The organism is Streptomyces vastus (assembly GCF_039532825.1).
Classification (GTDB): Bacteria; Actinomycetota; Actinomycetes; order Streptomycetales; family Streptomycetaceae; genus Streptomyces; species Streptomyces vastus.
Genome location: NZ_BAAASJ010000018.1, coordinates 68,756 through 92,887 on the forward strand (window position 1 = coordinate 68,756; position 24,132 = coordinate 92,887).

A 24,132-nucleotide genomic window follows, 5' to 3' on the forward strand; every position below is an offset into this window, starting at 1 on the left:
CGCGACTCGTCGCGCTACGCCCTCAGGACCGCCCGGAGCTGGGCGAGTCCCCACTCCAGGTCCTCCTTGCTGATCACCAGCGGCGGCGCGATCCGGATGGTGACCCCGTGGGTGTCCTTGACCAGCACACCCCGGTCCATCAGCTTCTCGGAAACCTCCCGGCCCGTGCCGTAGGCCGGGGCGATGTCGATCCCCGCCCACAGCCCGCGCCCCCGGACCTGCGTCACCCTGCCCATGTCGCGCAACACCGCCAGATCACGATGCAGATGCTCCCCCAGCTCCCGGGACCGCGCCTGGAACTCCCCGGACCGCAGCATGGCGATGACCTCGATCGCCACCGCACAGGCCAGCGGATTCCCGCCGAACGTCGAACCATGCTCACCGGGACGGAACACCCCGAGCACCTCGGCGCTCGACACCACCGCCGACACCGGCACGACCCCGCCCCCGAGCGCCTTCCCCAGCACATACACGTCCGGCACCACCCCCTCGTGCTCACACGCGAAGGTCCTGCCCGTCCGCCCCAGCCCCGACTGGATCTCATCCGCGATGAACAGGACATTCCGCTCCCGCGTCAACTCCCGTACGCCCGCGAGATAACCCGTTGGCGGCACCTGCACCCCCGCCTCGCCCTGAATCGGCTCCAACAGCACGGCGACCGTGTTCTCAGTGACCGCCTCGCGCATCGCGGTCAGATCGCCATACGGCACGATCTCGAAGCCCGGCGTGTACGGACCGAAGTCTGCCCGCGCCTCAGCGTCCGTGGAGAAGCTGATGATCGTCGTCGTACGCCCGTGGAAGTTGTCGCCCGCCACTACGATCTTCGCCATCTGGTCGGGCACGCCCTTGACCCGGTACCCCCACTTGCGTGCGGTCTTCACGGCCGACTCCACCGCCTCCGCGCCGGTGTTCATCGGCATCACCATCTCCATGCCGCACAGCTCCGCCAGCCGCGCGCAGAACTCGGCGAACCGGTCATGATGAAACGCCCGGGACGTCAGCGTCACCCGCTCCAGCTGCGCTCTGGCCGCCTCGATCAGCCGTCTGTTGCGGTGACCGAAATTGAGCGCGGAGTATCCCGCCAGCAGGTCGAGAAAACGGCGCCCCTCGACATCCGTCATCCACGCCCCGTCCGCCGTGGCCACGACGACCGGCAGCGGGTGGTAGTTGTGCGCGCTGTGCGCTTCGGCCGAGGCGATCAGCGCCTCCGTACGGGTCACGGGATCTCCCCTCCTCACGGCACGCTTTCTCAGGGATCCGGTTCTCAGGGATCCGGGCGGTCTGAGGCGCATTCCCATCGTCGCTCGTATCGTCCCTCGCGCCGTCGCTCGCATGATGGACTCGGGGATCTGTGATCGGGGAGGCCCGGTAGGCTGATCGGCGGGCCGTGACTGGCGCGCTGGGATGGGACCGACCATCGGGGAGCGGCCCGTGACGAACAAGTGCCGTGCGCCTGGGCCGAACCGTGAACGCTGAACGCCACGTCCGGAGGTCCCTGATGTCTGACAACTCTGCACCCCTCTCCACCGAATCCACCGCCTTCCGCAGCGCCCTCGAAGTGATCCGCGCCGTCGAGCCCCGGGTCGCCGACGCCATCGGCCAGGAGGTCGCCGACCAGCGCGAGATGCTCAAGCTGATCGCCTCCGAGAACTACGCCTCCCCGGCCACCTTGCTGGCCATGGGCAACTGGTTCAGCGACAAGTACGCCGAGGGCACCGTCGGCCGCCGCTTCTACGCCGGCTGCCGCAACGTCGACACCGTCGAAGCCCTCGCCGCCGAGCACGCCCGCGAACTCTTCGGCGCCGAGCACGCCTACGCCCAGCCGCACTCGGGCATCGACGCCAACCTCGTCGCCTTCTGGGCCGTCCTCGCCGACCGCGTGGAAGCCCCGGCGCTCGCGAAGGCCGGCGTCCGCAACGTCAACGACCTCTCCGAGGTCGACTGGGCCGAGCTCCGCCAGGCCTTCGGCAACCAGCGCATGCTCGGCATGTCCCTGGACGCCGGCGGCCACCTCACCCACGGCTTCCGCCCGAACATCTCCGGCAAGATGTTCGACCAGCGCTCCTACGGCACCGACCCCACCACCGGCCTCATCGACTACGAGGCCCTGCGCACCTCCGCTCGTGAGTTCAAGCCCCTGATCATCGTGGCCGGCTATTCCGCCTACCCCCGTCTCGTGAACTTCCGCGTCATGCGGGAGATCGCCGATGAGGTCGGTGCGACGCTGATGGTCGACATGGCGCACTTCGCGGGCCTCGTCGCCGGCAAGGTCCTCACGGGCGACTTCGACCCCGTCCCGCACGCCCAGATCGTCACGACCACCACCCACAAGTCGCTGCGTGGCCCTCGCGGCGGCATGGTCCTGTGCGACGACTCCCTCAAGGACCAGGTCGACCGCGGCTGCCCGATGGTGCTCGGCGGCCCCCTTCCTCATGTCATGGCCGCCAAGGCCGTCGCACTCGCCGAGGCCCGCCGCCCCGAGTTCCGCGACTACGCCCAGGCCGTCGTCGACAACTCCCGCGCCCTCGCCGAAGGCCTGATGCGGCGCGGTGCCACGCTGGTCACCGGCGGCTCCGACAACCACATCAACCTGATCGACGTCGCCACCTCCTACGGCCTCACCGGCCGCCAGGCCGAGTCCGCACTGCTCGACTCGGGCATCGTCACCAACCGCAACTCCATCCCCGCCGACCCCAACGGCGCCTGGTACACCTCCGGCATCCGCATCGGCACCCCCGCCCTCACCACGCGTGGCCTGGGAACCGCCGAGATGGACGAGGTCGCCGGTCTCATCGACCGCGTCCTCACGACCACGGAGCCCGGCACGACCGCCAAGGGCGCCCCCTCCAAGGCCCAGCACGTGCTCGACGCGAAGGTCGCGGACGAGATCTCCCGCCGGGCCACCGATCTCGTGGCCGGCTTCCCGCTGTACCCGGAGATCGACCTGGGCTGAGGCGGTGCGGGTTCTGCTGAACCGAATTGCCTCCGCTGAGGCAACTCGGTTCAGCAGAGGGCGGGGGCGTGTGCCGGCCGGTTGAGCCGTGCACCGGTCAAACGTCCCGCAGCTCCTGCCGAGGCCCGGCATCCCGTACTCGCCCGTCCCAGAGGCAGTGCCCCCGGCAACCGCACCGCGAACGGCCGCAGCAGCAGCGCCAGAACGGCTCCGGCTGCCAGTCCCGGTATCGCCCACCACCAGTCGGTTCCGTCATCTGCCGCTGTGGCGGCCGTGGCCGTCGCCGCAGGGGTCTTCCCGGCGTCGGGCGGCACCGCTGCCGATATGTCGTCCGAGGCGTCCTTCGGCCCCGAATCCGGGTTCGTCCCCTCAGGGTGTTTGCTCATGACGCGGAGGTCGGTGAGCAGGGACCGGAGCTCGTCTGGCTTCTCCGCCCGGTGCCAGATCTCCTTCGGTGGCTCCGACGCCTCAGGTCCCAACTTGAGCTGAGTGAGGATCCAGACGCTCCGGGAGCCGGTCACGTCAGGGTGCACCATGTCCACCCGCCAGGGAGTGATGCTGCTCGTCATGTGGGAAAGGGCTCCGGTACGGACCCTGCCAGGCCGAGGCCGCAGACTAATACGAGGGAGCCGATCATCCAAGAGCCCGAAGAGCGCCGGCCCGTGGAGCCGGGAACGTGCCGTGCTCGACCTGATAGTCGTCCGCGTTCCGGTCCCACCAGCCACGGCTGGCGCGGGAACTCTCCGCGACCCCCGCCGGGCGTCGCGTCGCCCGTCCGGTGGTGTCACGGAAGGGGCTGCTTGAGCCTGCGTGACTCCAGACGGCGTCTGGTATACGGCTCGGCCGCGAGTCGTCTTGTGCCGGGTATGCGGCGATCCGCCCCGGGTGTGCGCCTTCGCGCATTGACCCTGCCTGGCTGCCCCCGTATGCTACAAGTTGCGCTGCGGGCCTGCGCACCTCAGACGTAGCAGGCTGCGCTCGCATCTGTATGTATGTCCCCTCGGTTGTCGAGGCGCCACCGTTCATCGGATTTCGGCGCTTCCTTGGCTGTCCGGCTTCTGCAGAGCGAAACGGGCTCCCGGCGTGAGCAGTACCTACGACTTCAAACGTCATGGATCATCCATGTGATGTTGATCCGACGGCCTATGGAATCGAGGTCCGGCGGCTTCTCCCGCAACTTCTCGAGGTCGCCGCCCTCCTGGGGGAGCAGGTCCCTCAGGCGCGTGTAGTCCTCGTCACTGTTGTACAGCGATGCCGTCTCCGCGCTGTCGGGCGATACGAGCAGCACACTCGTCGGCCCACCCGCCACCGCGGTCGGCGCCCCTGTCAGAACCAGAGCGAGCGCCACCGTCAACGCCCCGGCTGCCGCTACCAGTTCACGAACCCTGCGCATCGGACTCATCGGACCCCCAGTCGATCCCCGATGCGGCCCGTCCGCACCGTGTCACTTCTGGTACACCGCCCGACCCGCCGGGGTTCCCACTCGGCCCGCACGACTTCCGACCACTTCGCGGCGCCTGTCCCATGGACCGGCTCCACGGCCCCTACTCCACGGCCTCCGCAACAGCCACCGCCCGCTCCCGCGACTCCACACCCTCCAGTCGCAGCGTCCGCTGCTCCCTCCGGTGCTGCCACAGCAGCGTCGGCCCCGCCGTGCGGACGGTCCGGGCGTACTCGTGGCCCTGCTCGTCGACCAAGGCGAGCTCGAGGCGGTGGGGCTCGGCGAACCACAGGCCCGAGTCGCCGTTCACCGTGGCCGGTTCGTACGGCACCGTCGTCGACTTCCAGAACAGCGGAGAGAGCGTCGCCCGGAACTGATCGAGCCGTATCACCTCACCGTCCCCGTTGTCCCAGCACAGCGACAGGACCCGGCGGTCGGCCGACACCTGCGCGGCCGACGGGCGCCCCAACTCCCTTGGCACCAACGGCTCGAACCCCGCCCTTCGCGCCGCGCCAGCCACGGTCAGTCCCTGCTCGCAGCCCGGCACCGGAGAAGGAGAAGCGTGCGGCCCCGGCTTGTACCGCACATCGACCCCGCCGAAGTCGAACCAGCCGACGACCGCGGCCCGCACCGGAGGTGTGAGCACCAGCACCGTCAGCAGTCCACACAGCGCGGCGGTCAGCGAACGCCAGCGCTGCCGCGCCCACCGCCGAGCCGACCGGATCCGCGTCGCCGGTCCCGACGGCTCGGCCACCGGCACCGGCACGTGCTCGGCCAGTATCTGCTCCAGCACCCGCTCGACCATCGACTCGGTCCCGCTCGCGCCCGGCGGGTCCAGCGACCGTCCGAGCGCGCGCAACTCGTCGGGCAGCCGGTCCGAGCTCCCGCGCACCGGCTCCCCGGGGGCACGATCGCCCGAGGACTCCGGGCCCCCGTGCTCGTACGACTCACTCATGCTCATCACCTCCCTCCCGGGGCTGGAAGTCCGGCAGCAGCCGCTGCAGCTTGCGCAAGGCGCGATTGAGCCGGGACTTGACCGTCCCGCGCGGCCAGCCCAGGGCTTGGGCCGTCTCCGGCTCGTCCATCTCCAGCAGATAGCGGTAGGTCACGACGAGCCGGTGCTCCTCGCTCAGCCGGTCCAGGGCGGCCAGCAGCGCCGCCCTGCGCTCGACCTCCAGCGCCGCGACCGCCGGGTCCGCCGACTCGGGTATCACCGGCTCCGCCTCCACGAGCGCGGCCTCACGGCCGGCCAGGGTCCGCTGACGCACCGCCGTCCGCACTGTGTTCCTCGTCTCATTGGCGACGATCGAGAGCAGCCACGGCTTGAATGCCGCGCCTTCCCGAAATCGCCCCAAGGTGCAGTACGCCTTGAAGAAGGCCTGCTGCACCACGTCCTCCGCGTCCGCACCCGCGCCCAGTGCCGCGGCCGCTCTGAGCGCGATGCCCGTGTGGGCACGCACCAGCTCCGCATACGCCTCCGGCTCTCCGGCGCGTACGCGTGCGATCACCGCGGCCTCATCGACGATGCGGCCCCCCTCCCGCGTCCTCACACTCTTGTTACACCGCCGGAGACAGATCGGTTCCCACCTGTTTCCGACCAGTTCCGGAGCGGCCCCCGACACCTGAGAGAATGGCGTACATGGCCTCTGAACGCCCGCCCGTCTCCCACCACCACCCTCAGGGGAATGGCTCCGCCATGCAGCGTCCTCTCCGTGTGCTTTCCGGAATCCAGCCCACCGCAGGCTCGTTCCACCTCGGCAATTACCTCGGCGCCGTCCGCCAGTGGGTGGCCCTGCAGGAGACCCACGACGCGTTCTACACGGTCGTCGACCTGCATGCGATCACCCTTCCGCAGGACCCCGCCGAGCTGCGCTCCAACACCCGGCTCGCCGCCGCCCAGCTGCTGGCCGCCGGGCTCGACCCGGAGCGGTGCACGCTCTTCGTCCAGAGCCATGTCCCCGAGCACGCGCAGCTCGCGTGGATCATGAACTGCCTCACCGGGTTCGGCGAGGCGTCGCGTATGACCCAGTTCAAGGACAAGTCCTCCAGGCAGGGCGCCGACCGGGCCTCCGTGGGCCTGTTCACGTACCCGATCCTCCAGGTCGCCGACATCCTGCTGTACCAGGCCAACGAAGTGCCGGTCGGCGAGGACCAGCGGCAGCACATCGAGCTCACGCGCGATCTCGCCGAGCGCTTCAACGGCCGCTTCGGGCAGACGTTCACGGTCCCGGCGCCGCACATCCTCAAGGAGACGGCGAAGATCTACGACCTCCAGGACCCGTCGATCAAGATGAGCAAGTCGGCATCGACTCCGAAGGGCCTCATCAACCTCCTCGACGAGCCCAGGGCGACCGCCAAGAAGGTCAAGAGCGCGGTCACCGACACCGGCACGGAGATTCGCTACGACGCCGAGAACAAACCGGGCATCAGCAACCTGCTGAGCATCTACTCCACCCTCACCGGAGCCGGTGTCGCGGAACTGGAGCAGAAGTACGCGGGCAAGGGCTACGGTGCGCTCAAGACGGACCTGGCCGAGGTCATGATCGACTTCGTGACGCCGTTCCGGGAGCGTACGCAGCAGTATCTGGACGACCCGGAGACGCTCGACTCGATCCTGGCCAAGGGTGCGGAGAAGGCGCGCGCCGTCGCCGCGGAGACGCTCTCCCAGGCGTACGAGAAGGTGGGCTTCCTGCCCGCCAAGCACTGACCGAGGCACTGACACCCGGGATCGGGCCCGACGGCCGTACAGTCGTAAGCCGTACGGAAACAGGGGACACACAGGACCAGCGGCCAAACCTGCCCGCCAGAAGCGTCCGGAACACCCGGAGCGCCATGGCAGGCACCACCACAACGGCAAGCACAACAGCAAGCACAACGACAGGAGACGACGTGGGGACCGTAACGATCGGCGTGTCGATCGCGGTCCCGGAGCCACACGGCAGCCTGCTCCAGGAGCGGCGCGCGGGCTTCGGCGACGCCGCTGCTTCCGGCATCCCCACTCATGTCACGCTGCTGCCGCCGACGGAGGTCGACGACTCGGCGCTGCCCGCGATCGAGGCGCATCTCGTCGAGGTCGCGGCGGCCGGGCGCCCCTTCCCGATGAGGCTGAGCGGCACAGGAACCTTCCGCCCGCTGTCACCCGTCGTGTACGTCCAGGTCGTCGAGGGCGCCGAGGCCTGTACGTGGCTCCAGAAGCAGGTCCGGGACGCGTCCGGGCCCGTGGCACGCGAACTGCAGTTCCCGTACCACCCCCATGTGACGGTGGCGCACGGCATCGACGACGAGGCGATGGACCGGGCGTACGAGGAACTGTCCGAGTACGAGGCCGAGTGGCCCTGCACCGGCTTCTCGCTCTACGAGCAGGGCGCCGACGGGGTGTGGCGCAGGCTCCGCGACTTCGTCTTCGGAGGAGTGGTGGTGCCTCCGCAGGCGAGCGCGCCCACGCAGAGCGACACCACGCTGCCCACGCGCTGAAGCCAACCGCGCGTCTGGTCCCCCCGGCAGCGACTACACCGGCAGGCGCCTGACCACCGCCCTCGGCGCATGCCGTAGCGCCGACATCACCAGGCGCAGCGACCCCGGCACCCACACCGTCTCGGAGCGGCGGCGCAGGCCCACCTCGATCGCGGTCGCCACCGCCTCCGGGGTCGTCGCGAGGGGAGCCTCCGGGAGGCCGGCCGTCATGCGGGAGCGCACGAATCCGGGCCGCACGACCATGACGTGGACGCCCGTCCCGTGCAGCGCGTCGCCCAGGCCCTGGGCGAAGGCGTCGAGGCCTGCCTTGCTGGAGCCGTAGATGAAGTTGGCGCGGCGGGCGCGTTCGCCGGCGACCGAGGAGAGCACCACCAGGGAGCCGTGTCCCTGGGCCTGGAGGGCTTTGGCGCAGATCAGACCGGCCGAGACCGCGCCGGTGTAGTTGGTCTGCGCGACGCGCACCGCCGCACCGGGCTCGTTCTCGTCACGCGCCTGGTCGCCCAGGATGCCGAACGCGAGCAGCACCATGTCGATGTCGCCCTCGGCGAAGACCGGGGCGAGCGCGGACTCGTGGGAGTCGGAGTCGAGCGCGTCGAAGGCGACGGTGCGTACGTCGGCGCCGAGTTCGCGCAGCCCTGAGGCGGCCGTCTCCAGGGCGGACGTGGGGCGGCCCGCGAGCCACACGGTGCGGGTGCGGCGGGCGATCAGACGGCGCGCGGTGGCGAGCGCGATCTCGGATGTGCCGCCGAGGATGAGCAGGGACTGGGGGGTTCCGAAGGCGTCCTTCATGGAAATCGAGCTCCTGTAGAAGTGGGTTGGAAAACCGGACTCCCTGTACGGCTCACAGCCCGAGGCGCCGCGACAGATCCGACGTGAACACTCCGGCCGGATCCAACTCCGCCCGCAGCGCCCGGAATTCATCGAGCCGTGGGTACATCGGGGCGAGCAGCTCGGGCCGCAAACGGGCGTCCTTCGCGAGGTAGACGCGTCCGCCGGCCGCCGCGACCTCCTCGTCCAGCTCGTCCAGGAAGGCGCCGAGACCCGGCAGGTTCGCGGGGAGGTCGAGGGCGAGCGTCCAGCCGGGCACCGGGAAGGACAGCCAGCCCGGATCGCCCTCCCCGAATCGCTTCAGCACGGCCAGGAACGACGGGCAGCGGCGCCGCGAGATCCGGCTCACGATGCGCCGCAGGGCGCCCTCCTGGCCGTATCCGACGACGAACTGGTACTGCACGAAACCGCCCCTCCCGTAGAGGCGGTTCCAGTGCGGCACGCCGTCGAGGGGGTGGAAGAAGGCGGAGATCGTCTGCAGTTCACCGGTACGCGCGCGGGGCGACTTCCGGTACCAGAGCTCATTGAAGAGACCGACCGTCGTGCGGCCGAGCAAGCCCTCGGGGACGGAGGAGGGGGCGGCGGGGAAGCGAACAGGACGGAACGCGAGTGGGTCTCTACGCGCGCGTGCGGGCAGTGTGTCGACAGGAGCGTGGTCCCCGCGTGTCAGTACCGAGCGCCCCACGGAGGTGCCGCGGGCGAGCAGATCGATCCAGGCGACCGAGTAGCGGTAGCGGTGGTCGGTGGCGGTGAGGCGGGCCATCAAGTCGTCCAGGTCCTTGACGCGTTCCGTGTCGACCGACATCAGCGACGTCTCCACGGGCTGGAGGCGCACGGTCGCCGCGAGGACGACGCCCGTCAGGCCCATGCCGCCCGCGGTGGCGTCGAAGAGAGGGGTGCCACGGCTCACCGTACGGATCTCGCCGTCGGCGGTGAGGAGTTCCAGGGCGAGCACATGGCGGGTGAACGACCCGGACACATGGTGGTTCTTGCCGTGGATGTCGGCGCCGATCGCGCCGCCGACCGTCACATAGCGGGTCCCGGGAGTCACCGGCACGAACCAGCCCAGCGGCAGCAGGGACTGCATCAGCCGGTGCAGACTGACGCCGGCGTCGCACAGGACCGTCCCGCCGTCCGCGTCGATCGCGTGGACCCGGTCAAGACCCGTCATGTCGAGCACGGCCCCGCCCGCGTTCTGCGCCGCGTCCCCGTACGCGCGTCCCAGCCCTCGCGCGATGCCCCCACGGGCCCCGCACGCCAGGACGGCCGCCGCGGCTTCCTCGTACGTACGAGGGCGGATCAGGCGGGCGGCCGTGGGGGCGGTGCGGGCCCAGCCCGTGAGGGGCACGGGGGCGATATCGGAGACGGAGGCAGAGGCGATGGCGGACGAGGAGTCGGCGGGCATACCGGCGACCGTATCGCCCCTATGTGGGCCTTTGATCAAGGAAACAACCGAAGCATCACTGCTCTCGCCGAAACGGGTGATTAATGGGATGTCGGCAAATATTGGCTGATCTCCCGAGTGGTCGCCATGAACAGTGGATCGGCATGGACAACCTCGACGACATGGACCGTCGGCTCCTGGAGGCCCTCCACGGCTGCGGTACGGACCCGCGGGTCGCGGCCGCCGCCCGTGCCCTCTCCCGGGCGGGAGAGCACGGAGGGCTGTGGCTCGCGGCCGGGCTGGTGGGTGCCGTCGTGGACGGTGACCGGCGCGGTGCCTGGCTGCGCGGCACGGTCCTGACCGCGGGCGCGCACCTGGTCGGCATGGGCGTGAAGCGGCTTGTGCGCCGACCGCGCCCCTGGCACGTTGAGCCCCTGGTCCGTACCGTCGGCAGGCACTCCTTCCCCAGCGTGCACGCCACGGCTGCAGCGGCAGCGGCCTTCGCCTATGGGGCACTGGGCGCGCGTCCGGTGCCGCCGCTGGCCGCCGCGATGTGCGTCTCGCGGCTTGTCGCCGGCGTGCACTACCCCTCCGATGTGGCGGCGGGCGCGGCCCTCGGCGCGCTCACCGCCCGGCTCGGCTCCCGCTGGATGCTGACGCCCCGCCTCGCGAACACCAGGAGGCCGTGACCATGACGGAAACGACCCTCCTGGAGGGCACGCCACAGCCGCAGCCCGGCCCGCAGAAAATCGGCCTCCTAAGAGGCCTGTTCTGGGCCGCCCGTCCCAGACAGTGGGTCAAAAACATCCTTGTGGTCGCCGCCCCGGCCGCTGCGGGCGATCTCTTCTCGCATCACGCGTTCACCCAGGTGGCGCTCTGCTTCGTACTGTTCACCACCTGCGCCGCCGCCGTGTACCTGATCAACGACGCACGGGACGCGGACGCCGACCGAGCCCACCCGGTCAAGCGCCATCGCCCTATCGCTGCAGGACAGGTGCCCGTACCGCTCGCGTACGCCGTCGGGGCCGCCCTCGCCGTCGTCGCTCCGGCCGGCGCCGTGGTCCTGTGCTCGCCGGCCACCGCGGCGCTGCTGATCGCCTACCTGGGCATGCAACTGGCGTACTGCGTCAGCCTCAAGCACGTCCTCGTCGTCGATCTCGTCGTGGTGACCAGCGGGTTCCTGATGCGCGCGATGATCGGCGGGGTCGCGCTCGGCATCCCGCTGTCGCGCTGGTTCCTGATCACCACGGGCTTCGGTGCGCTGTTCATGGTCGCCGCCAAGCGGTACTCCGAAGCAGTGCGGATGGCCGGAAAAGCGGGCGCCACGCGCGCGTTGCTCACCGAATACACCACTGGCTACCTCCGGTTCGTCTGGCAGCTCGCGGCCGGCGTCGCCGTCCTCGGCTACTGCCTGTGGGCCCTGGAGGAGGGCGGCCTGCCGCACACCGGCGTGCTGCCCTGGCGGCAGCTGTCGATGGCCGCCTTCGTCCTCGCCGTCCTCCGGTACGCCGTCTTCGCCGACCGCGGCTCCGCGGGCGAGCCCGAAGAGGTCGTCCTGCGCGACCGTCCGCTTGCCCTGATCGGCGGGGCGTGGCTCGGGATGTACGCCCTGGAGGTGGCCGACTGGTGAGTCACGGCACCGGGCATACGAGAACGCGGCCACACGAGGGCCGCGACCGTACGGGACCGTCTGGCCCTCGCCCCTGTGCCGCTCTTTCTGTGCTTTCCACGGGTTCGGGGTACCCGGACATTGGGCGTCGGCAAAGGGGGCATGTTCGGATCATGGACTGGCTGAAGAGGCTCCCCGGCATCGGGCCGGTCGTCACGCGTCTGATGGCAACGCACGCGTGGCGCTCGTACGAACGCCTGGACCGTGTGAAGTGGACGCGGCTCGCCGCCGCGATGACCTTCATCAGCTTCGTCTCGCTCTTCCCGCTGATCACCGTCGCCGCCGCGGTGGCCGCCGCGACCCTCGACGAGAAAGGGCAGCAAGAGCTCGAGGACAAGATCGCCGAGCAGATCCCGGGCATCTCCGATCAGTTGGACATCGGCGGCCTGGTGAACAACGCCGGCACCGTCGGCCTCATCGCGGGCGCCTTGCTGCTGTTCACCGGCATCGGCTGGGTCGGTTCCATGCGCGAGTGCCTGCGGGCGGTGTGGGAGCTGCCCGAGCCCGACGAGAACCCCGTACTGCGCAAAGCCAAGGACGCCGGGGTTCTGGTCGGTCTCGGTGGTGCCGTACTCGTCACGATCGTCACGTCCGCCGTCGCGGCGACGATGGTCGGCTGGACCGCGCGGCAACTCGGCATCGACGAGGCAGGCTGGGGTGGCGCGCTGCTGCAGACCGCCGCGTTCGCCATCGCCGTCCTGGCCGACTTCCTGCTCCTGCTGTACGTCCTGACGCTGCTGCCCGGCGTCGAGCCGCCCCGCCGCCGGCTGTTCACCGCCGCGCTGATCGGCGCCGCCGGGTTCGAGCTGCTGAAGCTGCTGCTCAGCGGCTATATCAGCGGCGTCGCCTCGAAGAGCATGTACGGCGCCTTCGGCGTGCCCGTCGCACTGCTGCTGTGGATCAATTTCACCGCGAAACTGGTGCTCTTCTGCGCCGCCTGGACGGCGGCGCAGAAGAACGAGTCCCTGGACGCCGAGGACTCCGAGGAGGCCGAGGACTCCGGGGAGTCCTCGGAGGAAGCCGGCGCGGATGCCGACGAGGCCGCGGAAGTTGCCGCGCACACCGGCAAGCCCGAGGCCGGCAAGACGGACGTCAGCGGCGCGGCCGGCGGCGCACCAGGTCGGGCAGCGGCCAGCGGCGGTTGACGAGGAACGCCCCGCCGGCGAGGAGCACAAGCACACCCCCGGTGATGCCCAGCGCGACACCGACGCCGCCCGAACCCGGCTCCTGCGCCGAGGCGGCGACGGGGCTGCCGTCACCCGAGCTGCCGCCCGCCTCACCGGAGGCCTCCGCGTCCGGCTGCGCCCCCGTACCGGTGTCCGCGCTCTTCGGCGGCACCAGCTCACCCACCGGCTCGACCTTGTCCGCCGCCTGGAAACCCCAGTCGAGAAGGCGAGCGGTCTCCTTGTAGACCTCGTTGGCCTCCTCCTTCTCGGGGTTCATGACCGTGACGAGCAGCACCTTGCCGTCGCGTTCGGCGACCCCGGTGAAGGTGGAGCCCGCGTTCGTGGTGTTGCCGTTCTTCACGCCCGCGATGCCCTTGTAGACATCGAGGCCGTAGTCGCCCGTCAGCAGCCGGTTGGTGTTCTGGATCTCGAAGGACGTGCGGGTCGTCTTGCCCTTCTTGTTCTTCTTCGTCTCGCCCGGGAACTTGGCGCGCACGGTCGAGGAGTATTCCCGGAAGTCCTTCTTCTGCAGTCCGGAGCGGGCGATGAGGGTCAGGTCGTACGCCGACGACACCTGCCCCACCTCGTCGTAGCCGTCGGGACTGACCACGTGCGTGTCGAGGGCCTGGAGTTCCTCGGCGTGCGCGTTCATGTCCTGGACCGTCTGGTCGACGCCCCCGTTCATCGCGGACAGGACGCGTACCGCGTCGTTGCCGGAGGCGAGGAAGACGCCGAGCCAGAGATCCTTGACCGTGTACGTCTCATCCTCCTTGATGCCGACCACGCTGGAGCCCGGACCGATGCCCGCCAGATCGGAGGGCACCACCTTGTGCTTCTCCTCCCTCTGGCTGAACTTCGGCAGCAGCGCGTCCGCGAACAGCATCTTCAGGGTGCTCGCCGGAGCCAGCCGCCAGTGCGCGTTGTGCGCTGCCAGCACATCGCCGGACTCGGCGTCCGCGACGACCCAGGAGCGCGCGCTCAGATCCTTCGGAAGCACCGGCGCGCCGCTGCCGAGGTTCACCTGGGTGCCCGCCTTGCCCAGTTGGGCGCCGCCCACGGTCGACATGTCCGCCGGGGGCGTGGCGGTGGGCGATGTGCTGGCCTTCGGGGACGCTTTCTGACTCGGTGTCGGCGTTCCGTCCGCGACAGCGGGCCCGGTGGCGATCGCGGTCGCGGTGAGCGACAAGCTGAACAGCGTGGCGGAGGTGACCAGCAAGGAGGACTTGGCGGTCTTTTTCATGGCGGACACAGACGAGAACGTACCTGGCCGCGGACGGGAACTCGCACCGCCCTCTCCGCCGCCGCCCTCTGCACTGTGGCCCACTCCGCTGTGGGTCTCCTCACCCCGGACGCGGTCACCACTCGACGGCAGCGATACTGAACGTATGAAGCTCAGCCGTCCCGTCTCCTGGTTCCTGCTCGCCTTCGGGGTGTGGAGCTGGGTCATCTGGATCACTTTCGTCAAGAATCTCTGGGCGGACGGGAGTGGGCTCGCCTTCGACGACGCGGGCGATCCGACCGGGTACTTCTGGGTGCACCTGACGCTCGCCGTTGTCTCCTTTGTCCTTGGGACGGTCGTCGGGTTCATCGGGTTGCGCGGAGTTCGCGCCATTCACCGCACGTCATAACGGGAGCTCCGCGTGGCCTTCGTCTTTGTGCTCATCATCCTGCTGGTTCTGGCCCTCTTCGGCGCGGTCCACTGGTACATGTGGCGGCGCCTGGTGCGCGACACGACGACCGGTCCTGGGACCGCCCGGCGCGTGGGCGCGGCGGTGTTCATCGCCGGGCCGCTGCTCTTCGTCGCGGCGATGACCGCCGAGCGGGGCGGGGCGCCGTTCTGGCTCCAACAGGTGTTGGGATGGCCGGGGTTCCTGTGGCTGGCGATCGTGCTCTATCTCCTGCTCGCGTTGCTCGTCGGAGAGGTCGTACGGCCCCTCGTACGGCGGGTCGTCGAGCGGCGTTCAGCGCCTGAGGCACCCGCAGCACCCGAGGCGGTGGGCGAGCGCGAGCCGGTGGCGGTTGCCGCGCCCGATGCCGTCGTGGGGGCGGGGGCCGGGCAAGCCGGGGCCGGCGCGATGGAGCCTGTTTCCGAGGGCGAGGGCGAGGGCGAGGGCGAGGGCGCCGAGGGCGACGGCACTCCTGACGACGGTTCGGACGCCACGGTCACGTCCGCCGCCACGTCCGGCGCCGCCGCCAGTGGGCCCTCCCGGCGCCTCTTCGTCTCCCGTGTGGTCGGTGGCGCTGCTGCCGCCGCCGCGCTCGGGACGGTCGGATACGGGACGTACGGCGTGCTGCGCGGGCCGAAGGTGAAGCGGGTGACCGTGCCGCTGGCCAAACTGCCGCGGAGCGCGCACGGGTTCCGGATTGCTGTGGTCAGCGACATCCACCTCGGGCCGGTGCTCGGGCCTGGGTTCTGTCAGAGGGTCGTCGACACCATCAACTCGACCCAGCCGGACCTCATCGCGGTCGTGGGCGATCTCGTCGACGGCTCCGTGAAGGACCTCGGGCCCGCCGCCGCGCCGCTCGCCCAGTTGAAGGCGCGGCACGGCTCGTACTTCGTCACCGGCAATCACGAGTACTTCTCCGGTGTCGAACAGTGGGTCGAGCACGTACGCGAACTGGGGATCACGCCCATGCAGAACGTGCGCACGGAGCTGCCCGGCTTCGACCTCGCAGGTGTCAACGACGTGACGGGTGAGGACGAGGGGCAGGCGCCCGACTACGAGAAGGCGCTCGGCGACCGCGACCGGGCACGCGCGTGCGTGCTGCTCGCCCATCAGCCGGTGCAGATCCACGACGCCGTGGACCACGGCGTGGACCTCCAGCTCTCCGGCCACTCGCACGGCGGCCAGCTCTGGCCCGGCAACTTCGTCGCGGCCCTCGCCAACCCGACCGTCGCGGGCCTGGAGCGCTACGGCGACACGCAGTTGTACGTTTCCAGGGGCGCCGGCGCGTGGGGGCCGCCCACGCGGGTGGGCGCGCCGTCCGACATCACGGTCGTGGAACTGGCCTCCAGGCAGGCCTGACCGCCTCGGATCCGGTAAGAAGCCGAGAGTGGGGGAGGAGTGCTGGGAGCCGGGCCGGCCGGTCCGCGCCGAACACCAGGTGGTGGTGCAGTTCTTCAAGAACGCCGCTCATCCCGACAGCCCGCTCAGTCCCTTCTCCCAGGAGCCGGAGCATGCGCACGTGGAGGCGATCAGCGTCTGCCGAGAAGTACTCGTCGGCTCCAGGGCCAAGTTTCCGGCCGAACTGCGGGACATCCTCCCCGAGTTGCTCTGGCTCTCCCCGATCCCACGAAGGAGCCCAAGGCCTGAGGGCCTTGGGCTCCTTCGTCCAAGTCATCGGACTCATCGGACTCATCGGTCGCGGTCAGTTCACCGCGTCCATCTCGTCCTCCGCGAGCTCCACGTCATACACCAACGGCCCCTCGCCGACCGTCACGGAGCGTGCCCGGGCGGCGTGCCCGGGAGCCGTGGCCGACAAGAGGTAGGAGCCCGGCGCGGGCACCGAGACGATGTACGAGCCGTCGGCCAGGGAGGTCACCTGGTCGAGCCGGAGGCCACCGCCCTTGGAGTGCAGGGTCAGTACGGCCCCCTCGACCGGCCCTCCGTCCGCACCGCGTACGAAGCCGTGGACCACCGTGGAGTGCCCCTTGTCGTCGGGCACGCGCGCGTGGAGCACGTTCTCGGCGGCCCCGCCGACTTCGGCGGCCTCCTCCCGCGGCTCCACCGCGAGATGCGGCAGCCGCTTCTCCAGCCCCTCCGGCAGCCACCAGTTGGAGTTCCCCAGGAGGTGCATCGCGGCCGGCACCAGTGCCGTACGCAGGATGAACGCGTCGAGCGCGACCGCCGCGGCCAGCCCGATGCCCGCCATCGCGCCCTCCATGTCGCCGCTGAGCACGAAGGCCGAGAAGACGCAGATCATGATCAGGGCAGCGCAGTTGATGACCCTGCTGGTCTCGGCGAGGCCCACCCGGACCGCCCGAGCGTTGTCCTTGGTGTGCACCCACTCCTCGTGCATCCGGCTCACCAGGAACACTTGGTAGTCCATCGAAAGACCGAAGAGCAGTGACAGCATGATGACCGGCAGGAAGGCGGTGATCGGTCCTTCCTTGCCGAGGCCGAGGAGTTCCGTACCCCAGCCCCACTGGAAGATCGCCACCAGCACACCGAACGACGCGGCGGCCGCGATCAGGTTCATCAGGGCGGCCGTCAGCGGCACCACCAGGGAGCGGAAGGCCACCAGGAGGAGCAGGAAACCGAGCGTGATGATCGCCGCGATGAAGTACGGCAGCCGGTCGCCGGTCACGGACGCGAAGTCCTTGAAGACGGCGGTCACTCCGCCCACATGGGCCTCGGTCCCGGACTCCGGGATCACGTCGTCCCGCAGCCGGTCGATCAGCTGGTCCGTCTGCTCGGACTGCGGTGATGTGGTCGGCACGACCTGGATCACCGTGATGCCCTGGGCGGGCGGCGCGGCTGCGACCTGTGCGACACCCTCGGTCGAGCGGATGGCCGAGACGAGCGCGTCCGTCTCACCGCGTTCCGCGACGACCTGGAGCGGGCCGTTGAAGCCGGGCCCGAAGCCCTCGGCGAGCAGGTCGTACGCCTGTCGTGTGGTCGTCGACTCCTGGTGGTTGCCCTGGTCGGTGGCGCCGAGCCGGAGCGACAGGACGGGCAGCGCCAGGATCATCATCGCGATCAGTGCCGTGACGGCGACCGAGCGCGGGCGCCTCTCGACAAACGCGGACCAGCGTGCCGCAAGGCCGCTCGCCTCCTCGGACTCCGGTCCCGCGGCGGCGAGCCGGCGCCGCTGCCTGCGGCTGAGGACGCGCATGCCGAGCAGTCCCAGGAGTGCGGGCAGCAGGGTAGTCGCGGCCAGGACGCTCAGGACGACCGTCAGCGAGGTCGCGATGACCACGCCGTCCAGGAACCGCATGTTCATCACCAGCATTCCGGCGAGCGCGATGCACACCGTGCCGCCCGCGAACAGCACCGCCCGGCCCGAGGTGTTGAGGGCCGTGACGGCCGCCTCCTCGGGTTTCATCCCGCGCAGGATGCCCTTCCGGTGCCGGGTCACGATGAACAGCGCGTAGTCGATACCGACGCCGAGGCCGATCAACGAGCCGAGCAGCGGGGCGACTTCGGGTACGTCGGTGACATGGCTGAGCAGCGAGGTCGCCATCAGCCCTGTGCCGAGCGCCGCGATCGCGACGACGAGCGGCAGCAGCATCGCGAAGAGCGAGCCGAAGGCGATGAAGAGGACCACGGCCGCGGCCACGATGCCGACCAGCTCGGCGATGCCGGTGGGCGGCTCCTGGACGCGGGTGATCGCCTGGCCGCCCAGCTCCACCTGGAGACCGGCGCGTTCGGCGTCCTGCGCCGTGTCGACGACGTCCTCGACCAGTTCCTTGGGCACGGAGTTCGCCTGCTCGGTGAAGGTCACCTGGGCATAGGCGATCCGCCCGTTCTCACTGATCTGTGCGGCCCCCTGCGCGGCGTACGGGCTGCTGACCTCGCCGACGCCCTCCATCCGCCCTATCTCTTCGAGCGCGGGCTCGATCCGGGAGCGTACGGACTCGTCCCGTACCGTGCCGTCGTCGACCTTCCACACCACCGTGTCGGTGTCGCCCGAGCTCTGCGGGAAGGCCTTCTCCATCAGGTCGTACGCGCGTGTGGAGTCCGTGTTCGGGAGGGAGAAGCTGTTCGCGTAGTCCGTGCCCGCGGCGGACCCCGCGAAGCCCACGCCGAACAGTGCCCCCACCCACAGCAACAGGACCACCAGCCGGTGCCGATAGCACCAGCGTGCCAATGTCGCCACGCCTCAACGCTCCTTTGTTGTCGGTCGGTTTGTCGGTCGGTTGGTCCCCCAGGTCCTGCGGCTCAGCATTGACGGCGCGGTGCGGGCGTGGACACGGCAGGGCCATGACTCTCAAGGAACTCCAAAGAGGGCGACGGCCCCGATGTCAGTGCCCCGGCCGATACTGGGGACATGACCGCTCACATGGGGCACGAGGGGGAGGCCGGCGACATGGGCGTGCACGAGGGGGCCACCGTCCTGGTCGTCGAGGACGAGCCGAGCATCGCCGACGTCCTGGCCATCGCCCTGCGCTACCACCGCTTCGAGGTGATGACGGCGGGCACCGTCCGGGGCGCGCTCACCCTCGCCGAGCGCACGCGCCCCGACGCCGCGCTCCTCGACGTGATGCTGCCGGACGGCGACGGCCGGGCGCTGGGCCGCGAACTGCGCGAGCGCCAGCCGGACCTGGCGCTGGTGTTCCTGACCGCGCGGGACGCGCCCGCGGAGATCGTCGGCGCGCTCGGCTTCGGTGACGACTACATCACCAAGCCGTTCAACATCGACGAGGTCGTCGCCCGGATCACCGCGGTCCTGCGCCGCACCCGCCCCGCCGACGTCCTCCCCCAGCGCCCGCCCCTGCGCTACGGCGACCTGGAGCTGGACGAGACGACGTACTCCGTGCACCGCGCGGGCCGCTCGGTGGAGCTCACCCCGACGGAGTACGCGCTGCTGCGCTTCCTGGTGCGCAACGAGGGGCGAATCGTGCCCAAGGAGCAACTCCTGCGCCACGTCTGGCAGTACGAGCACTCGGCCGAGTCGACCGTCGTGGAGACGTACATCAGCTATCTGCGGCGCAAGCTCGACGCCCTCGGCGCACCCGTGATCACGACCCGCCGAGGCGTGGGATACGGGCTCGCGTGACCATCAGGGGCCGTTGCCGCAAAGGCAGCCACTCACTGCGCGGCCGGCTGACGCTGGCGAACGTGGCGATGCTGGCGCTGGGCATCGTCGTGGCGACCGCGGTGAGCCTGATGGGCATGCGGACCTACCTGCTGGACAGCGTCGACACCCAGCTGATGGCGACCCGCGACTCGATCGGGGACTCCAAGCTCACCCTCGAGCAGGTCGACTCTCTGAGCGCCCTGGCCGCCGTACGCGCCCGGATCTCGCCCACCCCCTCCGACAAGGAGGCGGACGCCGACTCGTGGGTGCAGGACGGCATCTTCGTGGCGGTGGACGATCAGGGGCGTCCTGCGGCCATCGGACCCTTCGCGCCCACCGAAACCCAGCGCGCGCTCGCCGCGGCGGTGGACGATCCGGCCGCCCTCATCGGCGACGAGGAACCGCACGACCTCAGACTGGACGGCACCCCCTACCGGGTCTCCGCCGCGCCCCTGGCCGACGGCACGACGGTGCTGATGGCCAGGTCGACCGGGTCCGTGCACGAGGTGATCCGCAAGGCGGCCGTGCTCGACTTCACCGTCGGCGCCCTGCTGCTCGCACTGCTCGGCATACTGACGATGCTCAGCGTGCGGCGCCGGATGCGCCCCCTGGAGGACATGGTGGAGACCTCGTCGGCGATAGCCGAGGGGGATCTGACCCGCCGGGTGCCCTCCAGCCGGCATCCCACCGAGGAGGTCGAGCAGTTGCGGCTCGCCCTCAACTCGATGCTGCACCAGGTCGAGTCGGCGTACCGCACGCGCGAGCGCAGCGCGGCCCAGCTGCGCCGTTTCGTCGCGGACGCCTCACACGAGCTGCGTACGCCGCTGTCGGCGATCCGCGGCTATCTCCAGCTGTACGACAAGGGGATGCTGCGCGATCCGGTCCAGCGCAAGCGGGCCTGGGACCGGATGAACTGCGAGGCCGACCGCATGGGCCGCCTCGTCGACGAGCTGCTCACCCTGGCGCGCCTCGACCAGCAGCCCGAACTGCGCTTCAAGAACGTCGACTTGAGCCGTCTCGTGCGCGACGCCGCCGAGGACCTGCGGGCCCAGCAGCCCGACCGGCAGGTCAAGGTGGACGCCGACGGTGCTCTCCTCGTCCAGGCCGACGAGTCGGGGCTGCGGAAGGTCCTCGGCAACCTCGTCGGCAACATACGCACGCACACGCCCGCCGATGTACCGGCCACCCTCGCTCTGGAGCGCCAGGACGGGGTCGTACGACTGTGCGTCGCGGACGAAGGGCCGGGGCTCGCGGAGGAAGACGCGGCACGGATCTTCGACCGGTTCTTCCGGGCGGGCGGCGGCGCGGGCAGCGGCCTTGGAATGGCGATCGTGCAGGGCGTGGTGACCGCACATGGCGGCGAGGTCGCGGTCCGGACGGCTCCGGGCAAGGGGCTGGCGGTGACGGTGACACTGCCGAGCGGGCCGGGCGGCTGAGGGCCGTGGGCCTGGTCACTTTTGTTCCTCCCTCTTCCGGCGCCGGGCCAGGTGGTCCAGCCAGGGCGTAGCTCCTTGAGGTGGTGCAGGGCCGAACCCTTGATCCGGTCCACCAGCGGACGTCCGAGGTCACCCGATCGAGTGATCGCCGCTGACGGAGCTGGCCGCGCGGAACTCAGCCCGCGGCCGGTTCCATCGGGAAGATCCCGGTCACTCCCCTTGTCCTCATCCTGTTCAGCCCCGCGGCGACGCCGGGCTCAGGCCCCGCAGCCGCCCACGCGCCGGGTGCTGAGGGCGATGTCGTCCAGACGGAGGTCGTACGAAGACGGCGTCGGGTCGGACTGGTAGAGCTGCCAGCCCAGCTTCAGCTTGTCGAAGGTCGGGAAGACGAAGTCGTCCTCGGTGCCGCCGTGGTTCTTGGTGGAGACCGTCAGGTCGGGTTGTTCGACGCCGTCCAGGTAGACCGTGACGCGATTGTCCGTGGCGTCCAGGTGGAACTCGACGCACTGCCACTTTCCGGCCGTCGCGGGGGAGGAGGTCTTCCATGCCGTCCAGTCGCCGGTGGGGCCCAGGTCCGAGCCGACGCCGAAGAAGTTGGCGTTCTCGGTGGGGACGTACTGCCCGCCGAGCGGGCGGACCAGGGTGGGGGAGTCGGAGCCGGATGCCTCCGCGAGGGTCCAGTGGGCCCAGTCGGGGGCTGTGGGGTAGTCGGCCACGCGCAGGCGCATGCGGGCCCAGGCGCTGTTGCCTGGCAGGGTGAGGTCGTCAAGGACGAGGAAGGCGTGGCCGTTGCCTTCCGTACGGATACGGAGTTCGCGGCCGTGGCCGGTGGAGCTGGGCGCGACGGCCAGCGTGCCCCCTTCCGCGTCGGTGGTCCAGCCGCGGCCCGCGGTGACCGGGCCGAGGGGGAGGCGGTTGAAGTTCTCCCGTACGAGCGTGCCGTGCGCGTCGTGCCTGTCGTGCGGGGCGGGGCCTGCCGAGGCCGTGGGGGGTATCGCGAACAGCGCTGCCGCGGCGGCTGCCAACGCGGCGGCGGTCTTCCTCAGGGATGCCATGGGCCCAGTCTGTAACAAGAGTCCCGTCAGTCACAGCAACTCGGCATGTGCGCACGGAAGTTGAGAGGCCAACGCAGCCGCCCCTACAGGAGGACGTGGCCATTTGTACGGGCAAGTCGCAACTCAGGCTGGCCCTCGCCCGGTCCAGCCTGACAACATGACGAGCGGTCGTGTCTATTTTCTCGCGTACCGGGTCAACCGGAGCACCGGAACACAGGAGTCGTCGCCTTGACTGAGCAGCCCCCGCAGCCCCCGAACCAGCCGCCGGGGTACGGGTATCCGAACGCCAGCCCCAATCCTGGTCAGGGGCAGAACCCTTATGCCGGCGGGCAGCAGCAGGGCCCGTACCAGCAGCAGCCCGGCTACGGTTACCCGCAGGGCGGCGGTTACCCGCCGCCCGGTGCCATGCCGCCGCAGCCCGGCATGTACACGGGCGACCCGAACGCCCCGTACGGCTACGACCCCATGGGGCGGCCGTACTCCGACAAGTCCAAGGTCGTCGCCGGAGTGCTCCAGCTGACGCTGGGCACGCTGGGCATCGGCCGGTTCTACATCGGCAGCGTGGGTATCGGTATCGCCCAGCTCTTCACCTGCGGCGGCCTCGGCATCTGGTCGCTGATCGACGGCATCATCCTGCTGACCGGCAGTAACAACACGGACTCCCAAGGGCGGGTCCTGCGTGGCGGCTGAGTCCGGATCCGCGCCAGGATCCGTACTTCGGCACCCGGCGACGGCACCGCTTGCCGTGTTCGTCGCCGGTGCCGCCGGTGCCTGGTATCTCTACGGCACCGATCCGCACGAGCCGGGGCATCTGCTGCCCCAGTGCCCCTTCCGCCTCGTCACCGGGCTGCTCTGCCCGGCCTGCGGCGGCACTCGCATGGTGTACGACCTGATGCACGGCCACTTCAGCGCCGCGTGGCACGATAACCGGCTCTTGCTGCTGGCCTCGCCTTTCGCTCTTGCCCTGCTGGCCCGGTGGGGCGTCGAGGGCCTGCGCGGCCGGCGGTGGCGGCCCGAACTCGGCCGCGTGGCCCAGGCATTGGTGCTGGTCGTGGCGGTTGCGTGGACCGTGGTCCGCAACCTTCACTGAGCGCTCCGCCGGACATGGAGTTCGACTGCGGGCACGTCGTGGCTGGTCGCGCCCACGCGGCGGAGCCGCAAATTGACACAGCCCCGCGCCCCTGAAGGGGCGCGTCCCCTGGCGCCTGCATGAAGGGGTGCGCCCACGCGGCCGAGCCGCACAATGTCACCGCCCAGGGCACCTGAAGGGGCGCTTGCCGCACCGGACTTCACTAAGTGTCAAGTGACCTTTCGGCCAAGGGTCACGGAACGAATACGATCACCTCACCCCTCTCGCTCCGCCCCCTCCGCCCCTCTAGGCTTCAAGATCCGCAGGGGGGACGAGCGCATGCGTGCAGCTTGTCGCGGGTTTCCTCCGGCGACCGCTCGGAACATTTCGTTCCTCAATCCTCTGTACGCCAGGAGCAACTCGCATGTCTGTCCCCGTCCCCACACCTGACGCCCCGTTCGGCTACGACCCGCAGGGCCGCCCGTACTCCGACAAGTCCAAGGTCATCGCGGGCATCCTCCAGCTCTTCCTGGGCACGCTGGGCATCGGCCGGTTCTACGTCGGTTCCGTCGGCGTGGGCGTCGCTCAGCTCCTCACTTGCGGTGGGCTCGGATTCTGGGCTCTGATCGACGCGATCCTGTTCTTCACGAGCAACGACCGCACCGACAAGCAGGGCCGGGTGCTGCGCGGCTGACACCCGCTCACAACCCGCAGTACGCCGAGGGCCCCGTCTCCGACTGGGGATGCTGTTGGTTAATTCGGGCCTGGTTGCTTCGCCCCGTCGTTATGCGGCGGGGCGAAGTGCTGTCAGGGGGTTGGTGCGAGTTCGTGCGTGGGGTTGGTCGGTGAGCCAGGCGTTGATGCGGATGAGGTTGACGGCGGCGCCGGTGAGCTGGTGTTGGAGGCTGGTCTTGGC

Annotated in this window: 23 protein-coding genes, 3 pseudogenes and 1 riboswitch; of the genes and pseudogenes, 14 read left to right on the forward strand and 12 right to left on the reverse strand. The window is 70.0% G+C overall.

The window, feature by feature from the left end; genetic code table 11:
* Positions 1-14: 14 nt before the first annotated feature.
* Positions 15-1,220, reverse strand: a complete 1,206-nt coding sequence (rocD, locus tag ABD357_RS07220) for an ornithine--oxo-acid transaminase (RefSeq protein WP_344388342.1) — start codon at positions 1,218-1,220, stop codon at positions 15-17.
* Positions 1,221-1,377: 157 nt separating this feature from the next.
* A riboswitch (ZMP/ZTP riboswitch) is annotated at positions 1,378-1,466 on the forward strand.
* Positions 1,467-1,498: 32 nt separating this feature from the next.
* Between rocD and ABD357_RS07225 the strand changes: the two genes are divergently transcribed.
* Positions 1,499-2,953 (forward strand): glycine hydroxymethyltransferase, encoded by a 1,455-nt coding sequence (locus tag ABD357_RS07225; protein ID WP_344388344.1) that lies wholly within the window; start codon positions 1,499-1,501, stop codon positions 2,951-2,953.
* A gap of 50 nt (positions 2,954-3,003) precedes the next feature.
* On the opposite strand, the gene ABD357_RS07230 is transcribed toward ABD357_RS07225, so the two are convergent.
* The 5 genes and pseudogenes from ABD357_RS07230 to ABD357_RS07250 all read right to left on the reverse strand — a co-directional run bounded on the left by ABD357_RS07230 (position 3,004) and on the right by ABD357_RS07250 (position 5,944).
* Complete coding sequence (locus tag ABD357_RS07230) at positions 3,004-3,522, reverse strand: hypothetical protein (RefSeq protein WP_344388345.1); 519 nt, start codon at positions 3,520-3,522, stop codon at positions 3,004-3,006.
* 103 nt (positions 3,523-3,625) lie between these two features.
* Positions 3,626-3,856: pseudogene (locus ABD357_RS07235) on the reverse strand (class I SAM-dependent methyltransferase); the annotation flags it as partial.
* 199 nt (positions 3,857-4,055) lie between these two features.
* Positions 4,056-4,346 carry a hypothetical protein gene (locus ABD357_RS07240; protein WP_344388347.1) on the reverse strand — a complete coding sequence of 97 codons (291 nt, stop codon included), beginning with the start codon at positions 4,344-4,346 and terminating at the stop codon, positions 4,056-4,058.
* 151 nt (positions 4,347-4,497) lie between these two features.
* Positions 4,498-5,349, reverse strand: a complete 852-nt coding sequence (locus tag ABD357_RS07245; RefSeq protein ID WP_344388350.1) for a hypothetical protein — start codon at positions 5,347-5,349, stop codon at positions 4,498-4,500.
* Positions 5,342-5,944, reverse strand: coding sequence for an RNA polymerase sigma factor (locus ABD357_RS07250; RefSeq protein ID WP_344388352.1), 603 nt, complete (start codon positions 5,942-5,944; stop codon positions 5,342-5,344). The genes ABD357_RS07245 and ABD357_RS07250 overlap by 8 nt, the downstream gene beginning before the upstream one ends.
* A 146-nt stretch (positions 5,945-6,090) precedes the next feature.
* On the opposite strand from ABD357_RS07250, the gene trpS reads away from it, so the two are divergent.
* Both trpS and ABD357_RS07260 read left to right on the forward strand, forming a co-directional pair.
* Entirely contained in the window at positions 6,091-7,101 is a 1,011-nt protein-coding gene (trpS, locus tag ABD357_RS07255) for a tryptophan--tRNA ligase (protein WP_344388354.1), read from the forward strand.
* 182 nt (positions 7,102-7,283) lie between these two features.
* Positions 7,284-7,868: a 2'-5' RNA ligase family protein gene (locus ABD357_RS07260; protein ID WP_344388356.1), complete on the forward strand. Its 585-nt coding sequence runs from the start codon at positions 7,284-7,286 to the stop codon at positions 7,866-7,868.
* Positions 7,869-7,901: 33 nt separating this feature from the next.
* Here ABD357_RS07260 and dprE2 read toward each other — a convergent pair whose 3' ends face one another.
* Complete coding sequence (gene dprE2, locus ABD357_RS07265) at positions 7,902-8,657, reverse strand: decaprenylphospho-beta-D-erythro-pentofuranosid-2-ulose 2-reductase (protein ID WP_344388358.1); 756 nt, start codon at positions 8,655-8,657, stop codon at positions 7,902-7,904.
* Between the two features lie 52 nt (positions 8,658-8,709).
* Complete coding sequence (dprE1, locus tag ABD357_RS07270; protein WP_344388359.1) at positions 8,710-10,101, reverse strand: decaprenylphosphoryl-beta-D-ribose oxidase; 1,392 nt, start codon at positions 10,099-10,101, stop codon at positions 8,710-8,712.
* Between the two features lie 143 nt (positions 10,102-10,244).
* On the opposite strand from dprE1, the gene ABD357_RS07275 reads away from it, so the two are divergent.
* From ABD357_RS07275 to ABD357_RS07285, 3 genes are all read left to right on the forward strand, one after another.
* A complete protein-coding gene (locus tag ABD357_RS07275; RefSeq protein WP_344388361.1) occupies positions 10,245-10,769 on the forward strand; it encodes a phosphatase PAP2 family protein in 525 nt (174 codons plus the stop codon).
* Positions 10,770-10,771: 2 nt separating this feature from the next.
* Positions 10,772-11,710 (forward strand): decaprenyl-phosphate phosphoribosyltransferase, encoded by a 939-nt coding sequence (locus ABD357_RS07280; protein WP_344388363.1) that lies wholly within the window; start codon positions 10,772-10,774, stop codon positions 11,708-11,710.
* 152 nt (positions 11,711-11,862) lie between these two features.
* Positions 11,863-12,894 (forward strand): YihY/virulence factor BrkB family protein, encoded by a 1,032-nt coding sequence (locus tag ABD357_RS07285; protein WP_344388364.1) that lies wholly within the window; start codon positions 11,863-11,865, stop codon positions 12,892-12,894.
* Here the strand turns inward: ABD357_RS07285 and ABD357_RS07290 are convergent.
* Positions 12,842-14,164: a D-alanyl-D-alanine carboxypeptidase family protein gene (locus tag ABD357_RS07290; protein ID WP_344388366.1), complete on the reverse strand. Its 1,323-nt coding sequence runs from the start codon at positions 14,162-14,164 to the stop codon at positions 12,842-12,844. The genes ABD357_RS07285 and ABD357_RS07290 overlap by 53 nt on opposite strands.
* A gap of 136 nt (positions 14,165-14,300) precedes the next feature.
* On the opposite strand from ABD357_RS07290, the gene ABD357_RS07295 reads away from it, so the two are divergent.
* From ABD357_RS07295 to ABD357_RS07305, 3 genes and pseudogenes are all read left to right on the forward strand, one after another.
* Entirely contained in the window at positions 14,301-14,543 is a 243-nt protein-coding gene (locus tag ABD357_RS07295) for an SCO4848 family membrane protein (protein WP_033325322.1), read from the forward strand.
* A gap of 12 nt (positions 14,544-14,555) precedes the next feature.
* Positions 14,556-15,941, forward strand: coding sequence for a metallophosphoesterase (locus tag ABD357_RS07300; RefSeq protein WP_344388367.1), 1,386 nt, complete (start codon positions 14,556-14,558; stop codon positions 15,939-15,941).
* A gap of 73 nt (positions 15,942-16,014) precedes the next feature.
* Positions 16,015-16,200, forward strand: a pseudogene (locus tag ABD357_RS07305) (TetR/AcrR family transcriptional regulator); the annotation flags it as partial.
* A gap of 84 nt (positions 16,201-16,284) precedes the next feature.
* Here the strand turns inward: ABD357_RS07305 and ABD357_RS07310 are convergent.
* Positions 16,285-18,726 carry an MMPL family transporter gene (locus ABD357_RS07310; protein ID WP_344388390.1) on the reverse strand — a complete coding sequence of 814 codons (2,442 nt, stop codon included), beginning with the start codon at positions 18,724-18,726 and terminating at the stop codon, positions 16,285-16,287.
* Between the two features lie 219 nt (positions 18,727-18,945).
* Between ABD357_RS07310 and ABD357_RS07315 the strand changes: the two genes are divergently transcribed.
* The gene (locus ABD357_RS07315; RefSeq protein WP_344388392.1) at positions 18,946-19,635 is read left to right on the forward strand and encodes a response regulator transcription factor; all 690 of its coding nucleotides are present in this window, start codon (positions 18,946-18,948) and stop codon (positions 19,633-19,635) included.
* 68 nt (positions 19,636-19,703) lie between these two features.
* The gene (locus tag ABD357_RS07320) at positions 19,704-21,092 is read left to right on the forward strand and encodes a sensor histidine kinase (protein ID WP_344388393.1); all 1,389 of its coding nucleotides are present in this window, start codon (positions 19,704-19,706) and stop codon (positions 21,090-21,092) included.
* Between the two features lie 59 nt (positions 21,093-21,151).
* Here the strand turns inward: ABD357_RS07320 and ABD357_RS45000 are convergent.
* Both ABD357_RS45000 and ABD357_RS07330 read right to left on the reverse strand, forming a co-directional pair.
* Positions 21,152-21,226: pseudogene (locus ABD357_RS45000) on the reverse strand (type II toxin-antitoxin system RelE/ParE family toxin); the annotation flags it as partial.
* 123 nt (positions 21,227-21,349) lie between these two features.
* Positions 21,350-22,147, reverse strand: coding sequence for a hypothetical protein (locus ABD357_RS07330; protein ID WP_344388369.1), 798 nt, complete (start codon positions 22,145-22,147; stop codon positions 21,350-21,352).
* 228 nt (positions 22,148-22,375) lie between these two features.
* Here ABD357_RS07330 and ABD357_RS07335 point away from each other — a divergent pair, with 228 nt between their 5' ends.
* From ABD357_RS07335 to ABD357_RS07345, 3 genes are all read left to right on the forward strand, one after another.
* Positions 22,376-22,837: a TM2 domain-containing protein gene (locus ABD357_RS07335; protein WP_344388372.1), complete on the forward strand. Its 462-nt coding sequence runs from the start codon at positions 22,376-22,378 to the stop codon at positions 22,835-22,837.
* A complete protein-coding gene (locus tag ABD357_RS07340) occupies positions 22,827-23,237 on the forward strand; it encodes a DUF2752 domain-containing protein (protein ID WP_344388375.1) in 411 nt (136 codons plus the stop codon). Before ABD357_RS07335 ends, ABD357_RS07340 begins: the two co-directional genes overlap by 11 nt.
* 403 nt (positions 23,238-23,640) lie before the next feature.
* Positions 23,641-23,910, forward strand: a complete 270-nt coding sequence (locus ABD357_RS07345) for a TM2 domain-containing protein (RefSeq protein WP_344388377.1) — start codon at positions 23,641-23,643, stop codon at positions 23,908-23,910.
* Positions 23,911-24,132: the final 222 nt, after the last annotated feature.

Coding starts and splice junctions, on each gene's coding strand:
- ABD357_RS07225 (WP_344388344.1), top strand. CDS start 1,499: ATGTCTGACAACTCTGCACCCCTCTCCACCGAATCCACCGCCTTCCGC.
- ABD357_RS07230 (WP_344388345.1), bottom strand. CDS start 3,522: ATGACGAGCAGCATCACTCCCTGGCGGGTGGACATGGTGCACCCTGAC.
- ABD357_RS07240 (WP_344388347.1), bottom strand. CDS start 4,346: ATGCGCAGGGTTCGTGAACTGGTAGCGGCAGCCGGGGCGTTGACGGTG.
- ABD357_RS07245 (WP_344388350.1), bottom strand. CDS start 5,349: ATGAGTGAGTCGTACGAGCACGGGGGCCCGGAGTCCTCGGGCGATCGT.
- trpS (WP_344388354.1), top strand. CDS start 6,091: ATGCAGCGTCCTCTCCGTGTGCTTTCCGGAATCCAGCCCACCGCAGGC.
- dprE2 (WP_344388358.1), bottom strand. CDS start 8,657: ATGAAGGACGCCTTCGGAACCCCCCAGTCCCTGCTCATCCTCGGCGGC.
- dprE1 (WP_344388359.1), bottom strand. CDS start 10,101: ATGCCCGCCGACTCCTCGTCCGCCATCGCCTCTGCCTCCGTCTCCGAT.
- ABD357_RS07275 (WP_344388361.1), top strand. CDS start 10,245: ATGGACAACCTCGACGACATGGACCGTCGGCTCCTGGAGGCCCTCCAC.
- ABD357_RS07280 (WP_344388363.1), top strand. CDS start 10,772: ATGACGGAAACGACCCTCCTGGAGGGCACGCCACAGCCGCAGCCCGGC.
- ABD357_RS07285 (WP_344388364.1), top strand. CDS start 11,863: ATGGACTGGCTGAAGAGGCTCCCCGGCATCGGGCCGGTCGTCACGCGT.
- ABD357_RS07295 (WP_033325322.1), top strand. CDS start 14,301: ATGAAGCTCAGCCGTCCCGTCTCCTGGTTCCTGCTCGCCTTCGGGGTG.
- ABD357_RS07315 (WP_344388392.1), top strand. CDS start 18,946: ATGGGCGTGCACGAGGGGGCCACCGTCCTGGTCGTCGAGGACGAGCCG.
- ABD357_RS07320 (WP_344388393.1), top strand. CDS start 19,704: ATGCTGGCGCTGGGCATCGTCGTGGCGACCGCGGTGAGCCTGATGGGC.
- ABD357_RS07330 (WP_344388369.1), bottom strand. CDS start 22,147: ATGGCATCCCTGAGGAAGACCGCCGCCGCGTTGGCAGCCGCCGCGGCA.
- ABD357_RS07345 (WP_344388377.1), top strand. CDS start 23,641: ATGTCTGTCCCCGTCCCCACACCTGACGCCCCGTTCGGCTACGACCCG.